General features: G+C 34.9%; 12 protein-coding genes. All 12 read right to left on the bottom strand.

Annotation, left to right across the window (positions count from 1 at the left end):
• Window positions 1–1,389 (bottom strand): O126 family O-antigen flippase (gene wzx, locus BEB54_RS02140; RefSeq protein WP_105282121.1); only part of this gene is annotated, 1,389 nt, incomplete at its 3' end.
• Window positions 1,390–1,492: 103 nt separating this feature from the next.
• Complete coding sequence (locus BEB54_RS02135) at window positions 1,493–2,932, bottom strand: phosphomannomutase (protein WP_021554460.1); 1,440 nt, start codon at window positions 2,930–2,932, stop codon at window positions 1,493–1,495.
• 70 nt (window positions 2,933–3,002) lie between these two features.
• Entirely contained in the window at window positions 3,003–4,394 is a 1,392-nt protein-coding gene (locus BEB54_RS02130) for a mannose-1-phosphate guanylyltransferase/mannose-6-phosphate isomerase (protein ID WP_021554461.1), read from the bottom strand.
• A gap of 86 nt (window positions 4,395–4,480) precedes the next feature.
• The gene (fcl, locus tag BEB54_RS02125) at window positions 4,481–5,446 is read right to left on the bottom strand and encodes a GDP-L-fucose synthase (protein ID WP_021554462.1); all 966 of its coding nucleotides are present in this window, start codon (window positions 5,444–5,446) and stop codon (window positions 4,481–4,483) included.
• A gap of 4 nt (window positions 5,447–5,450) precedes the next feature.
• Window positions 5,451–6,572 (bottom strand): GDP-mannose 4,6-dehydratase, encoded by a 1,122-nt coding sequence (gene gmd / locus BEB54_RS02120; protein WP_000725796.1) that lies wholly within the window; start codon window positions 6,570–6,572, stop codon window positions 5,451–5,453.
• Between the two features lie 73 nt (window positions 6,573–6,645).
• Window positions 6,646–7,776, bottom strand: coding sequence for a glycosyltransferase family 4 protein (locus BEB54_RS02115; protein ID WP_236943370.1), 1,131 nt, complete (start codon window positions 7,774–7,776; stop codon window positions 6,646–6,648).
• A 3-nt stretch (window positions 7,777–7,779) separates the two neighbouring features.
• The gene (locus BEB54_RS02110; RefSeq protein ID WP_021554464.1) at window positions 7,780–8,532 is read right to left on the bottom strand and encodes a glycosyltransferase; all 753 of its coding nucleotides are present in this window, start codon (window positions 8,530–8,532) and stop codon (window positions 7,780–7,782) included.
• Between the two features lie 24 nt (window positions 8,533–8,556).
• Window positions 8,557–9,450, bottom strand: coding sequence for an alpha-1,2-fucosyltransferase (locus BEB54_RS02105; RefSeq protein WP_021554465.1), 894 nt, complete (start codon window positions 9,448–9,450; stop codon window positions 8,557–8,559).
• 9 nt (window positions 9,451–9,459) lie between these two features.
• Window positions 9,460–10,461 (bottom strand): hypothetical protein, encoded by a 1,002-nt coding sequence (locus BEB54_RS02100; protein ID WP_021554466.1) that lies wholly within the window; start codon window positions 10,459–10,461, stop codon window positions 9,460–9,462.
• Window positions 10,458–11,501, bottom strand: coding sequence for an O126 family O-antigen polymerase (gene wzy, locus BEB54_RS02095; RefSeq protein WP_158642091.1), 1,044 nt, complete (start codon window positions 11,499–11,501; stop codon window positions 10,458–10,460). The genes BEB54_RS02100 and wzy overlap by 4 nt, the downstream gene beginning before the upstream one ends.
• A gap of 306 nt (window positions 11,502–11,807) precedes the next feature.
• Window positions 11,808–12,701: a UTP--glucose-1-phosphate uridylyltransferase GalF gene (gene galF / locus BEB54_RS02085; RefSeq protein WP_000183060.1), complete on the bottom strand. Its 894-nt coding sequence runs from the start codon at window positions 12,699–12,701 to the stop codon at window positions 11,808–11,810.
• 174 nt (window positions 12,702–12,875) lie between these two features.
• A complete protein-coding gene (gene wcaM / locus BEB54_RS02080; RefSeq protein ID WP_021554468.1) occupies window positions 12,876–14,270 on the bottom strand; it encodes a colanic acid biosynthesis protein WcaM in 1,395 nt (464 codons plus the stop codon).
• Between the last annotated feature and the right edge of the window lie 4 nt (window positions 14,271–14,274).

Below are 14,274 nucleotides of genomic sequence, written 5' to 3'. Positions count from 1 at the left end.
TTTAAAAAAATCATTTATAAAAAATGGCATTTTCAAACTTTCAACGACAAAATAATTACCCAAAATGAAAAAAACCAAAAAAAATAACATAATCATTTTAAATATTATCGATTGTTTTAAAATTTTATTGCTACTATAATAAATAATATCTATTGTCCTGTATGAATAAGAGATAATGGAACCTAGCAATACACCAGGAAGTCCATATATTTTAATAAAAACTATTGAAAAAACGATATTTAATAAAGCCTCAATAATAGATCTGTATTTTGTTTGTTCATAGTGACCTTTAGCCGCTATTAATGTCATTCCTGGGACGCGAATGTTATCAGCTATACCTATAATAACAAAAAGATAAATCAATATAGTTTGAACATAATCAGGATCGTTAAATTTTAAAGTATATAAATATATAAAATCATACGATAAAATCAAAGCACATGAATAGAACCATCCCAAACATGAAAAATATAAAATTTCAAACTTTGAAAAATATTCTCTTACAGCATTAAAGTTTTCATTAACAATCATACGGCCGAATACGGATTGCATACCATTGGTAATGGTCGATAAAAAAACCTTAATGGCCATAAATATAAGCATATAAATAGAATATATACTTACTGCCTTTAGGTTAAGAAAAATAGTAATCAATATCATTGGGCTATTGAAAACTAATGCTCCTGATATCTGATGAATTAAAACTGCTGATTTCTGATGAAGCAATGCAGTTTTATTTTTTAGATCAAATGATATATAACTGTATTTTTTCAGAAAATAAAAATAATAAATAACATATCTAATCATATAGATAAACACGGAGCAAATTTGCACCAAAATAATATTAATACCTTCAGTTATCAGAATATAAGCACACCCCATATCTAATATGATTGTTAATATTTTTGTAGCCGAAGTTACATATAATTTATTATCAGCAGTAAGAAAAACCTGATACTTTGATATTAATAAAAAATCCACCGCATTTATTAGCCCCATAATAACAAAAAGACTAATTGCTAGATTGATGTTAATTTGGTCAGAAATTATTTGTGCGTATATTATTGAAAATAATAAAAGTAAAATAATAAATACAACACCAATTTTTGAGTAAAAATATTTAGCCTCCGATATGATCTGACTTTGTAGCACACGATCCCCTTCTGACAATGGTTTGAATAGTGCTACAATAGCTGCCCCTCCAACACCAGCCTCTACGAGAGCTAAATATACAAGGCATTGTTTAACAGAAGAAATCAAACCATTTATATCCGAACCATAATTTATAATAATTAATGGGGGGATGATAAAGGTATATACCGTATTAATCAGTTGCTGCATTATATTTAGAGACACATTCATAAATACAACGCGTTTATTATTCTGCATTGCCTCGTCAACCTTGCTGTCTAGCTTGTTAAGTTTTGATATAAAATGATAGTGCAGTCATGAAAAGGTGAAACTGCACTAAAAACTAAACAACCTTAAAATATTAATTTATTTTTATAAGGCAAGCAACCGAACTTAAAATTCTCTCCACATATTTTTGAGCACAAAACTCACTGTCAGCCTCACAATAACATCTCAACTCTGGAGCATTTCCGGAAGATCTTAGATGAATGATGACATTATTATTTAGTGTAAATCTATAACCGTCTAAATTATTTATATCTTTAACTTCAATGCCCGCCTCATTCTCTCCCAAAAGATCAACTATTGTATGTGGATTATTTTTACATATTGTAAATAACCTATCTCTTTTTTCTGGAAGAAAATTAGCAATTCGGTCAGAATAAGTAAATCTACTTGGTAAGCTATGTACCATGCTTGAAATTTTTTTATTTGCAGAAAGTAAAACTAATATAGGGAGTAATGCATCTCGTGTAGGTAAGGCTTTGATCTTTCTATTATCAACTGTTATATCCGAACCTAATATAAAACCACCATTAGCCTCAAAACCTGCATAATTATGATATTTATCTTTTAAAGAAGAAAAAGCATCTAATACGTAAGGCGAACCAATTTTTGTTAAAACAACTTCTTCAAAACAATTACGTTGCATTATTAAGGAGTTACAACTAATTGGAATCGCAATAGATTTTATATTCAATGTTTCAGCACATAACAGTCCAAGTATATCTCCTCGCAACCATTTTCCATTCTCATCACTTAACATTGGGCGATCGCCATCGCCATCAGTACTAAAAATAGCATCTAATTTATATTCTAACGCCCATTTTTTTGCCTGAATAACAAGATCATGACCAACAGCTTCTGTATCTATTGGGATAAATTTATCACTTCTACCGATGGGAACTATCTCTGCTCCTAACTTTTCAAAAATAGGAATGTATAAGTCACGCCCAGCACTTGAATGCTCGTAAAAGCCAACTCTTTTACCTTTTAAAATTCCTTCAGGAAAAAAGTCAATGTATCTTTTAAAATAACAACTAGCTGCGTCAGGACACGGATATAAATTTGGTATGGATGAGTCCAATGTAAAATCTATAGAAACATCTTTAATGCGAATTTCATCTTCCTTAGTGATCTCGCCAATTGGGCTATAAAACTTTAATCCATTACGATCATGTGGTATGTGACTACCCGTTACCATTATACACGGTATTTTATCCTCCAGTGCCTTATAAGCTAATGCCGGTGTTGGGATAACACCGTAATAATTTACCTTTAAGCCGTATTGCGCAATCACAGATGCACATGCTTGAGCTATAGAGTAACTACTAGGGCGATTATCAATTGCTAATGCGACTCCATGAAACTTGTACTTTTGCTTCATTACGTTAATAAAAGCATGAGAAAAAGCTCCGCATACTTCGGGGGTGAATTCTGTAACGAGGCCTCGAGCACCACTGGTACCAAAGGCAACGCCACTATTCCTGATGATAGATAAAGTATTAAATTTCTTGCTCATAAAACCTCATTAAAATTAGCTTAATAACTACTTATAATTACAAATATTCATTTCTCTTTTACATTAAAGTTTAAGGACGAATAACGTCATCTTCAGTTAATAATTGACCGGTTTGAATTTCAATTATTTCTAATGGAAACATTTCTGAGTTTTCTATGGTATGCATAGTACCGGGAGGTATATAAATAGATTCATTTTCTTTAATTATATTTATATCGTTATTAATTGTAATTTTTGCTATTCCTGAAACTATAACCCAGTGCTCTGATCTATGGTTGTGTGTTTGCGTTGAGATTTTTTGACCTGGATTAATTAGTACGCGTCTAACGTTGTATTTCTCTGCCTCCGTAATATAATGATATTCACCCCAAGGCCGATATACTTCTTTATGTTTTTTTGACTCATCTCTGCCGTTTTGGTTAAGGACTTCAACTATTTTTTTTACATTTTGCACTTCATATTTGCTTGACACTAATATAGCATCATCCGTATGCACCAAGACTAAATCATTAACGCCAACCAAAGCAACTAGTTTATCTTCAGCTTTAATAAAGTTATTATAAGAGTTAAAACTAATCAAATCACCACTAACAGCATTCCCATTTACATCCTTATCTGAAATATCCCATAATGAAGACCACGAACCAACATCAGACCATTCTGCATCCATAGGTACAACGATGGCATCATCCGTATTCTCCATCACAGCATAGTCAATTGACTCACTAGGACATAACGAAAACTTATCACGATCCACACGAATAAAATCTAGATCATTAGATGGCGATAAAAAAGCTTGTTCACATGCAGAAAAAATATCTGGGCGATACTTTTCCATCTCTGCAAGCAGTCGTTTAGCGCTAAATAGGAACATACCACTGTTCCAATAATATTCACCTGTTTTTAAAAATTCTTGCGCACGATAAATATCAGGCTTTTCTGTAAAAGATGAAACTTTGTACGCATCATTAAATTTTTCTCCTCGGTGAATATATCCATAACCAGTTTCAGGTGTTGTAGGTATTATACCAAATGTTACAAGCTTGCCAGCATGAGCATGCGGTAATGCACTTTTAACTGACTTAGTAAAAGAAGATATGTTTCCTATTACATGATCAGCAGCCAATACAAGTAGTAATGGATCCTCATCATTTTTTGCATATTTTAAAGCAGCAAACGCACACAAGGTTATTGCTGGGGCCGTATTTTTACCTTGTGGTTCAAGCAGAATATTCTTATCTAATTTATTAATTTTCTTTAACTGTTCCGCAACGATGAATCTATGCTCTTCATTACAAATGACTAATGGGGTCGAACAATCTAATGTATTTAATCTCGCAATTGTAGATTGTAACATTGTCATGTCACCATAAAGTTTTAGATATTGCTTTGGAAAAGACTCTCGAGACAGTGGCCAAAGTCGACTACCGGTGCCACCAGCCATAATTATCGGAAAAAGCATCTACTATAACCTCTGTACAAATATAAATGTCATTTATAAAATATTTCTTCCAGGAGGACCTACCCATAATTTTTTATGTAAGGTTTTTATTTTCTTATATTTTCTATATTATTCAAAAACCACTGGTAAGTATTTTTTACTCCATCATATAACTCGATTTTGGGTGACCAGCCTAGTTTACTCAATCGTTCATTGCTCATTAATTTACGAGGTGTTCCATCAGGTTTAGTACTATCAAAGTAAATATTTCCTTTATAATTAGTAATTTCCGCAACCATTTCTGCCAATTGCCGAATTGAATAATCTTTACCAGAACCAACATTTATGTGTGAGCACTCTGGTTTAGTATATTCTTTATAACGTTCATTAGGTAAATTCATTATATATATGGATGCAGCTGCCATATCATCTACATGAAGAAATTCTCGTAACGCATTGCCAGAACCCCAAACACTGACCTCTGGAAGATTATTAATCTTTGCTTCGTGGAAACGCCGTATTAAGGCAGGTAATACATGTGAATTTTCATGATGAAAATTGTCATTAGGCCCATAAAGATTTGTAGGCATAACGCTCCTATAATCACGACCATATTGTCTATTATAAGACTCACACAACTTAATCCCTGTTATTTTCGCAATCGCATAAGGTTCATTTGTAGGTTCTAATGAACCACAAAGTAGGGATTCTTCTTTTATAGGTTGTTCTGCAAATTTAGGATAGATACATGATGAGCCTAAAAATAATAATTTTTGAACCCCAGCTCTATGAGCTGAATTGATTACATTGGCTTGTATGAGTATATTATTATATATAAAGTCAGCTGGATATTTATTATTCGCATATATCCCACCAACTTTAGCAGCTGCTAAATAGACTTCATCGATCCTTTCTGTATTAAAAAAATTTTGGACAGCATCTTGGTTCATCAAGTCAAGTTCGTGACTACTACGAAAAATTAACTCAACAGAACTATTCATCATTAACTGACGTTTGATTGCAGAACCAACCATCCCTCTATGCCCTGCAATATATATTTTTTTCATTTTCATTTCATTATTTCTCCACTGACAAGGACACATCATACCCATTTAACTTTAACAGAGAATGTTGCTTTGCTATGTTAAGATCATTTCTTATCATTTCCTTACACATTTCTTCGATCGTTATTTCAGGTTCCCACCCTAGTTTTATTTTGGCTTTTTCAGGATAACCGAGCAAAGTTTCAACTTCGGCAGGTCGAAAATAACGAGGATCCACTTGAACAATAACATCGCCAATTTTAACCGAAGGAGCTTCATTTCCATGAATTGCTTTCACAACTCCTACTTCTTTCAAACCACAACCAATAAATTCAAGCTCAATACCTAAATTAGCAGCAGCCATTCTCACAAACTCTCTTACAGAGATCTGCTTGCCCGTAGCTATTACGAAATCATCAGGTGTTTCTTGTTGTAACATTAACCATTGCATTCTTACATAATCTTTTGCATGCCCCCAATCGCGCAAAGCATCCATATTGCCTAAATACAAACATGGCTCTAATCCGTACGCAATATTTGCTAATGCTCGGGTGATTTTTCTTGTTACAAATGTTTCACCACGGCGAGGTGATTCATGATTAAATAAAATTCCATTACAAGCATATATCCCATAAGATTCTCTATAATTGACTGTAATCCAATATGCATACATCTTAGCTACTGCATAAGGTGACCTTGGATAAAATGGTGTAGTCTCCTTTTGAGGTATTTCTTGCACTAACCCATATAATTCCGAGGTAGAGGCTTGATAAAAACGAGTTTTTTTCTCAAGCCCACATATACGAATAGCTTCTAACAATCGTAACGTACCAATTGCGTCAACATCGGCTGTATATTCTGGTGATTCAAATGATACTGCTACGTGCGATTGTGCCCCTAAGTTATAAATTTCATCAGGTTGTATTTCTTGTACCAATCTAACTATATTCAACGAATCGGTAAGATCACCGTAATGAAGAAAAAAACTTTGTTTCTCATGATGTAGATCCTGATAAATATGATCAATTCTATTAGTGTTAAAAAGAGAGGCTCTTCTTTTTATGCCATGAACTTCATAACCTTTATCTAATAAAAATTCGGCCAGATAAGAACCATCTTGTCCAGTAATTCCAGTAATCAGAGCTTTCTTTTTCATAAAATACCTGCTAATGAGATTAAACAAAAAATTATATCAGTATTAGTTGTATACGGATAATTACATTTAAAAATCACCTTTGTTCAATAAATAAACTTCTTATGTAGTAACTATAATATAACATGATTTTTTTTCGTTCAAATTCGGAAGCTATCATATATGCTTGTTCTCCATATTTTTTTGTCATTTCTCTATCATTAAATAATTCAGACATACTAACCATAAGGCTATCAATATTTTTAGGGGTTATTAAAATCCCATTTCTTTTATTAATAACAATTGCGTCAGGCCCAGGGATATCGCTACAAATGAGAGCGCACTCTCTTGCAGCTCCTTCTAAAAGTGCGTAGCAAAAACCCTCATGCTCACTTGGTACGACAACTACATCTGTAGCTAAATATACGTTATCTAAATCCATTATAAAACCTAATGGTTTGATATTATTAGGTTTACTTCCTAATACGCGAAAAATATCTTCCGAAGTTGCCCCTGCTAATAAAAGAATTACATTATCTGCACCACTAAATGCCTTAGTAAACGCTTTCAGCGTTATATCAAACCCTTTTCGTGCAACCGGCCTTCCTACGAAGGTAAAGATGAAAGTATCTGATGCAGCGTATTGCTGTTTTATATTTTCTATATCATATTTTGACTTTCTTTGAAACTCATTGTGGTCAATACCACAAGCAGAGCCAGGCCCAAGTATTGATACTGGCTTTTTAGTTATAGCGGTTAAAGGCTCAATCATACCTTGAGAAACAGTTAATACTTGGTTAGAAAAAAAACAATTTAGCTTTTCAAGTAATTTAAAACACATCCTAGGAAGGTTCTTATAACCAATATATGGCACCCCATGATTAAAATATATACGTTTGGGTACTCGGGCTATAAAAGCAGAAATTAACGGTAGAATAGCCCCTCTTGACATATGGGCTATAACTATATCTGGTCTTTCTTTTCTAAAATAGAAATAAAGCTCAATTATATGTTTGATAAATAAATAATCTATATCAAATTTTTTTATTTCATATTGTACATGAAGTTCTTTTAAAAAACGCTCATCACCATTAACAGGATCAATCAAAATTTTATGAATTATTTTTTCTTTATTGTGTTGCTCATTAACATTATCTAAAAGCGGCTCAACAAACTTCTTTGCAGTAAATGTATTTAATACCGTATGCATTATTTTCATAAGTTTCATACCTTATCTTTTTGGAAGTATAAGCGCCTTTCCAATATTGATAAGTAGCGCCGCAAAATATTTTATTCTCTTTTTTAAAAGAAACTCTCTCAACGCATAAGACGCAACTTCTGCATATGGTAGAACTCGACCACGAGTTTGATGATCGTTTATTCTATAAAATAATGTTACAGAATCAATATTTACTAACTTAAATTCATGCGCTCTAAGCATCCGAATCCATAAATCATTATCTTCTGACTGAAATCCACCAAGATAGCCCCCAATTTTAAATAATGACACTTTTTTGATGGCCACAGTTGGGTGAACGAATGGATTTTTAATGAGAGCACTTTTTACCTCTCCTAAAGGAGGAACATATTTCTTTATGATTCTACCTGTCTCACTTATAAAATAAACTGAAGTTCCTATTACATCTGGATAGTTATTTTCTTGAATAGCCGCCTCAAGAATCTTTAATCGATTCGGGGTGGATACATCATCGGCATCCATCCTAACAATATACTCCCCTCTAGCAATATTTGCTCCATAGTTTAAATTAAAAGCTAACTGCCCAATATTGGTACGATGTATTTTCAATTTGTCACTCTCAACGGAGTTCAAATATGCCCATAGATTATCATCACAATTATTTGCAATAACAATAATTTCATATTCATAAGAATAGTCTTGGTTTATAATACTCTCAAGAGCATCATTGAGAAAACCTTCATCTTTGTTAACGCATAATAAAAACGAAAAATATGGTCTCTCCACTACAAACTCCTTTATAATCTATCCCTAACACGAGCTATGTTTATCCACGTTTATCCAGTGATTGACTATGGGGATATAAGTATTTTTTGGAGTTATATCGTACCAAGGAGTAGGATAAATAACAATCTGTGACGCTGATGAACCTAAATAAGCCCCCCACCAACTAAAACTACTATTCGCTATAATATGATGGTTAGCTAAGCTCATTAACCATAAATCTTCTTCTTGTGATAAATCTTCTGAATAATATATATTATATTTTTTACTGAGTAATGTTTCGATATTTTCTTTACACCAAAAAATATCATCACTGAAAATAAATACGTCACGTATCATTGCCAAATCGCGTATTTTATTTAAAGCTTTTTTGTAATACTCTAACGAACAAACGCCATGAGTTAAAGTAGCTGTTTTGTTTTTTATATAATCTCCTCTTCTTATATGAATAGAAAGTGATGATTGAGATTCAAGAATTTTCGCTGCAAGTAAATTTGCTTGTTCAGACACATTCTTTGGAATAAAAAATTCTTTTAGATCTAATATATGTTTATGGAAAAAGTGTTCAGATTGCCAATACCCTATATATTTTTTGGATTTCCATTTTTGCGCTATATATTCAAAATCATAACCATAGGCATGAAATTCATTGCAAAAACCTAAAAAAAGAAAGATGTCAGGATATAATCTTGACCCACGAACCAATAATTTATAAATATTATTAATTTTTGGTGTGTAATACTGTAAATATTCCTCTGGAATTTGGAGATTGTTTAGCCTGTAACCACCATGATCATCATTTTCAGCATAATGACTTATATCAAAATACAATGGTGTCCCATTAATTTTGGAAAGCGCATATCCAAATGAGAACTGAAAAAGTTGATTTCCAAGTCCGCCTTGTAATCTTATAATAGACATATTTGCTCTTTAAATTATGTTTTTAAAAATTGTATCCATAAAAGCTTTTTCTGTGTGTTCAACGACTAGATAGTCACGTAAAATATTACAACTTTCCTTAATAGCTAAACACTCTACTTCTGAGTTAATTTTTGTTAAGATGTCATCATTCGAATCAATAATTAATTTTCTTGTAAATTCCTTAGGTATTCCTGAAAATGCCTCTTCGGTACCTAAAATAAGTTTATTCCTGTATACTGAATTTAAAACGATATTCTTAATTCCCGCGCCAGCTGCTAATGGCAAGATGATTAGATCTATATTATTATAGAACTGTTCGAAATCCTCGACATACCTTACTGCTTTGCAATTTGCTTTCCCATAATAATACATATACTTCCCGTACCAAGCTTGAGAATAAGAACCATGAAAAATAATATTAACTTTATTATGCAAATCATTCAGATTAACTTTTGTTTTAGGCCGAATAAAAGTACTTGGATTAACAGAATAATGTTCCTGTAAATTCATAAAACATATAGTACTTATATTTTCGCATCTATCCAACACATCTTCTTTATTACTTGCAGATTGTATAGGATGAGGAATATAGACAATTTTATGCTTTGGGAATTTTGATTGCAATGACCACTGATCGTCTTTAGAGACGGTTAAATAGACCACGTCTTTTTTTAAAGATATTATATTCTTAGTTATAATTAACCTGATATTCTGAAATAGCCATTTTAAAATTTTTTTATTTTCATACCTCACTTTTGAAACGCTGGTTATTGATCGAATTGAGTCATCAGGCATTATTACCAAATCATTTTTTTTTGCAAATATGCAAGAGAAAGTAAAGGGAAGAAAAATTGCTACCTCTGTAGATTTCATTATATTGAAATAACGTTTAATAATCATTATCGTTGATGTTATCACTCTTACATTTGATAACCTTTCATGTAATAACGTCTGGAGATATAGAATACCAGTTGATTTTTTATTTTTGGGGTTTTTAAAAAAAAGCATCATAATATAAAATACTCAATTGAATAATAATTTTTAACAAATCGGATTAATGCAATAAGTGATAAACACATAAAAAGTGTCTTTTTATTTTTTAGCCTATTTGCGTTATTAATTAAAATTAAAATATACACCAAATCACATGCATATGAAAATCGACCAAGCATTGGGATTATTATTGTACCAAAACTTAATACGACCGGGAAAAGTAAAAATAACTTATCGATTAAAGCTATTGGTCTAATTATTGACCAAAATAGCAATAACTCTATTGCATCAACTATATATATTAGTGATAACCCCGCGTTTTTAACATACTCATCACCGTTTATAGCATAACTAGTATACTTGCTAATCAAATAGGATGATGAAAATACTAGCGCACATATCGTTAGCACGATTATTAGAATACTACGTTTACCTCTTATCAAGCCACGCAATTGATAAGTGATTGGTAATGCAGATATTAGTGGATGAATCGCCACTAATCCTAACGAACTTATAATTTTAGATACCACACTTCTATTTGCAAATAAAATGGTAATTATGACCAAATGTCCACGAACCGAAAATGGTACGAGTAGATGGGTAAAATATAGCCACATTGCTATGTGATACCCCCATTTATATTTATAAATTAGATATGATAATGAAAATGATATAATTAAATTTTGCACTACCATAAAACTGTAAAATGTAAGCCCTATATTTTTAAATAAGACCATTGTTATATAGTATAATGGAGAATCTATTGTATTGTAATATTTAAAAACATCGCTCACTGTATCTATTGCATTATATAAAGACAAATACGATGCTTTATCAGGTCCATTTAATGCGAATAATAGTGATAATGGTATTAGTACCAATAGAACATAAATACAGCTAACATAATTGGATACAATATTAATAAGACAACCAAACAAATAAAATATTATAAAAAAAACGATTACAGCATCTTTATTAAATAGACCGTTATTTACAATCACATAATCGTAAATGGTTATATTTTCCATTAGAGAAAAACCATAAAATTTGATGTACATTTCAATTATGCACGCTACCGCCCCTGGCTTTACAGCTACCAGAGTACTGCATGCATGTCTACGATGTGACGAGCGTTACCCACTCGCGCTAAACCCGAAAAATTCAAACGCTAATTGTCTTACCAATCCGCTCTGGAAACAAGGAAAATCCTGGAAAACTTTGACTAAAATCCTATTGCTAACTCGTTGTTATTCTGATTGTTTATATAAAACAACGGCAGGAATATTCGCAACAATTACTTTCGCCACGAATCTTCACTGCCGTTACAATTTTCTTATCAACCGTTACATTCGGTTAGATTTTCATTATTCGCTTAACAGCTTCTCAATCCCTTTACGGAACTTCGCCCCTTCTTTCAGGTTGCGTAGTCCATACTTCACAAATGCCTGCATATACCCCATTTTTTTACCGCAGTCGTAGCTGTCACCTGTCATCAGCATGGCATCAACGGACTGTTTTTTCGCCAGTTCAGCGATGGCATCAGTCAGCTGAATACGTCCCCATGCACCAGGCTGCGTGCGTTCCAGTTCCGGCCAAATATCGGCAGAAAGTACATAGCGACCAACGGCCATGATGTCTGAGTCCAGCGTTTGTGGCTGATCCGGTTTTTCGATAAATTCAACAATGCGGCTGACTTTACCTTCGCGATCCAGCGGTTCTTTGGTCTGGATGACAGAGTATTCAGAGAGATCGCCCGGCATACGTTTTGCCAGCACCTGGCTGCGGCCCGTTTCGTTGAAGCGTGCAATCATGGCAGCAAGGTTGTAGCGCAGCGGGTCGGCGCTGGCGTCGTCGATCACAACGTCTGGCAGCACCACGACAAATGGGTTGTCACCAATGGCAGGTCGTGCACATAAAATGGAGTGGCCCAAACCTAAAGGTTCGCCCTGACGCACGTTCATAATAGTCACGCCCGGCGGGCAAATGGACTGTACTTCCGCCAGCAGTTGACGCTTCACGCGCTGCTCAAGGAGAGATTCTAATTCATAAGAGGTGTCGAAGTGGTTTTCGACCGCGTTCTTGGAAGCGTGAGTTACCAGGAGGATTTCTTTGATCCCTGCAGCCACAATCTCGTCAACGATGTACTGAATCATTGGCTTGTCTACGATCGGTAGCATCTCTTTGGGAATCGCCTTAGTGGCAGGCAACATATGCATCCCAAGACCCGCTACAGGAATAACTGCTTTTAAATTCGTCATTATTTCATCCACCTGTAAAATGGTTGCTGAATTATAGCTTGTTCGATTTTTTTCGCCAGCATCAATTACCCTGAATTGATTACTGAATTACTTGTGATGTTACGCCGCTTCGTTGTGGATTGCAGTAGCATTGTTCCTAAGTATGGCTCCATTTTTCCAGGAATGGTCGCAAATCTACTCCCTCCGTTCCGGCAATCTAAAGTTAATCTTTTCCACATTAACAATATGGTGATTAACCCTGTCGATATCGACGGAGCTTTGTCCTTTCTCATTCACCGCATGAACATTTGCAAGTGACAGCAGTGTTTCTTTTTTCGCCATAAAGACACCTCGTACGTCTTTGCGCATGTCGAAGTTCATGCTCAATGCGGGTCCAACAGAGGATTCCTGCATCACTTTGATATTACGCATAAAAAGATGTTGCGGTTTGTTGTGTAACTCCAGCGACGCACGCTTCACCTCAATGTTAGTCAGTGCCACAAAGGAGACGGCATTCCCGGCAGAGATTTGGATACCGCGCAATTTGTAAGCAAGGTGGGTATTATCCAGTTGAATATTATTCACTCGGAAATTTTGCGGTATCGAGAGATATTTGCCTGTAATTACTCCATACCCGATTAACATCCCGGCGCTATTAATCATTTCAATATTATCAATCACGAAATTGTCACAACCGTAAATAGCGACCGTGGCGTTATCAATGCCCGCTTTCTTACTGAAATCCGGCGTGATATTGCGGGCTTTGATATTACGAATAACAAAATGTTTACCATTTTCAACATGGATCAACTGCCGACAATCCGATCCCGTGATATTCGCCACGACAAAGTTTTTCACTGCCTGGTCTTCCGGGTAGTTATTATCGTAGGTACTTCCCGCAAGGCCTATGCCGATACCCCAGTTGATTTTGCCGTTGGTACAGTTGATGCGCTCGATGACATGGTCAGATATCAAAATATCACGGTCGTTAATCGCCACGTTCCATTCAATGGCGTCGCCCTGTAAATCACTAAATTTACAGTTGGTGATGTTGGCACCGATAATCTGGTTATGAAATCCCTGGCGTAAGATGGCGTAATTAGCGTGGCTAACGGTCAGGTTATCGATGGAGAGGTTACGCATTACTCGTTTGTTTTTGCCGCCGATATAAATCTGCGTTACCGGACCAAAGCCGCTCATCGTCAGCCCTTTGATGGTGCAGTCAGAGCCACGCACATCCAGGGTGATGTTATGCATACTGCCGCCCTCCTCCCCTGTCACCTGGCTGCCGTCCTGTAAGACAAATCGCCCTCTGCCATTGCCGCGCAGGCTTCCAAGGATGTGTAACGTTTTGCCGGGAGGAATGAAGATGCCGGTGTTGATATTGTCACAAACCAATCCGGCAGGCACGACGACCGTTCGCCCTTCGCTGAAGGCTTGTTTAAATGAGGCGATCCAGTCGTGTGGGTTGTAGTCGTTAATGTTAACGCTTTGTCGGGCGGGAAGTGCGCGAGCGAAAGGGGTATGGAGGAAGGCAAGCGCCGAGCTTGCCGTCAGGAAGGTGCGTCGGGAGAGTGTTTTAAATGGCATGCGT

Origin of the sequence: Escherichia sp. MOD1-EC6021 (assembly GCF_002965245.1) — a bacterium.
GTDB lineage: Bacteria > Pseudomonadota > Gammaproteobacteria > Enterobacterales > Enterobacteriaceae > Escherichia > Escherichia coli_F.
Note: the sequence above shows the minus strand (reverse complement) of the source record. Positions and strands in the feature narration are given on the sequence as shown.

What these genes read in the sequence shown, in the direction of transcription:
- fcl (WP_021554462.1), bottom strand. Translation starts at nt 5,446, where the DNA reads ATGAAAATGAAAAAAATATATATTGCAGGGCATAGAGGGATGGTTGGT.
- BEB54_RS02105 (WP_021554465.1), bottom strand. Translation starts at nt 9,450, where the DNA reads ATGTCTATTATAAGATTACAAGGCGGACTTGGAAATCAACTTTTTCAG.
- wcaM (WP_021554468.1), bottom strand. Translation starts at nt 14,270, where the DNA reads ATGCCATTTAAAACACTCTCCCGACGCACCTTCCTGACGGCAAGCTCG.
- galF (WP_000183060.1), bottom strand. Translation starts at nt 12,701, where the DNA reads ATGACGAATTTAAAAGCAGTTATTCCTGTAGCGGGTCTTGGGATGCAT.
- gmd (WP_000725796.1), bottom strand. Translation starts at nt 6,572, where the DNA reads ATGAAAAAGAAAGCTCTGATTACTGGAATTACTGGACAAGATGGTTCT.
- BEB54_RS02115 (WP_236943370.1), bottom strand. Translation starts at nt 7,776, where the DNA reads ATGAAACTTATGAAAATAATGCATACGGTATTAAATACATTTACTGCA.
- BEB54_RS02100 (WP_021554466.1), bottom strand. Translation starts at nt 10,461, where the DNA reads ATGATGCTTTTTTTTAAAAACCCCAAAAATAAAAAATCAACTGGTATT.
- wzy (WP_158642091.1), bottom strand. Translation starts at nt 11,501, where the DNA reads ATGTACATCAAATTTTATGGTTTTTCTCTAATGGAAAATATAACCATT.
- BEB54_RS02130 (WP_021554461.1), bottom strand. Translation starts at nt 4,394, where the DNA reads ATGCTTTTTCCGATAATTATGGCTGGTGGCACCGGTAGTCGACTTTGG.
- BEB54_RS02135 (WP_021554460.1), bottom strand. Translation starts at nt 2,932, where the DNA reads ATGAGCAAGAAATTTAATACTTTATCTATCATCAGGAATAGTGGCGTT.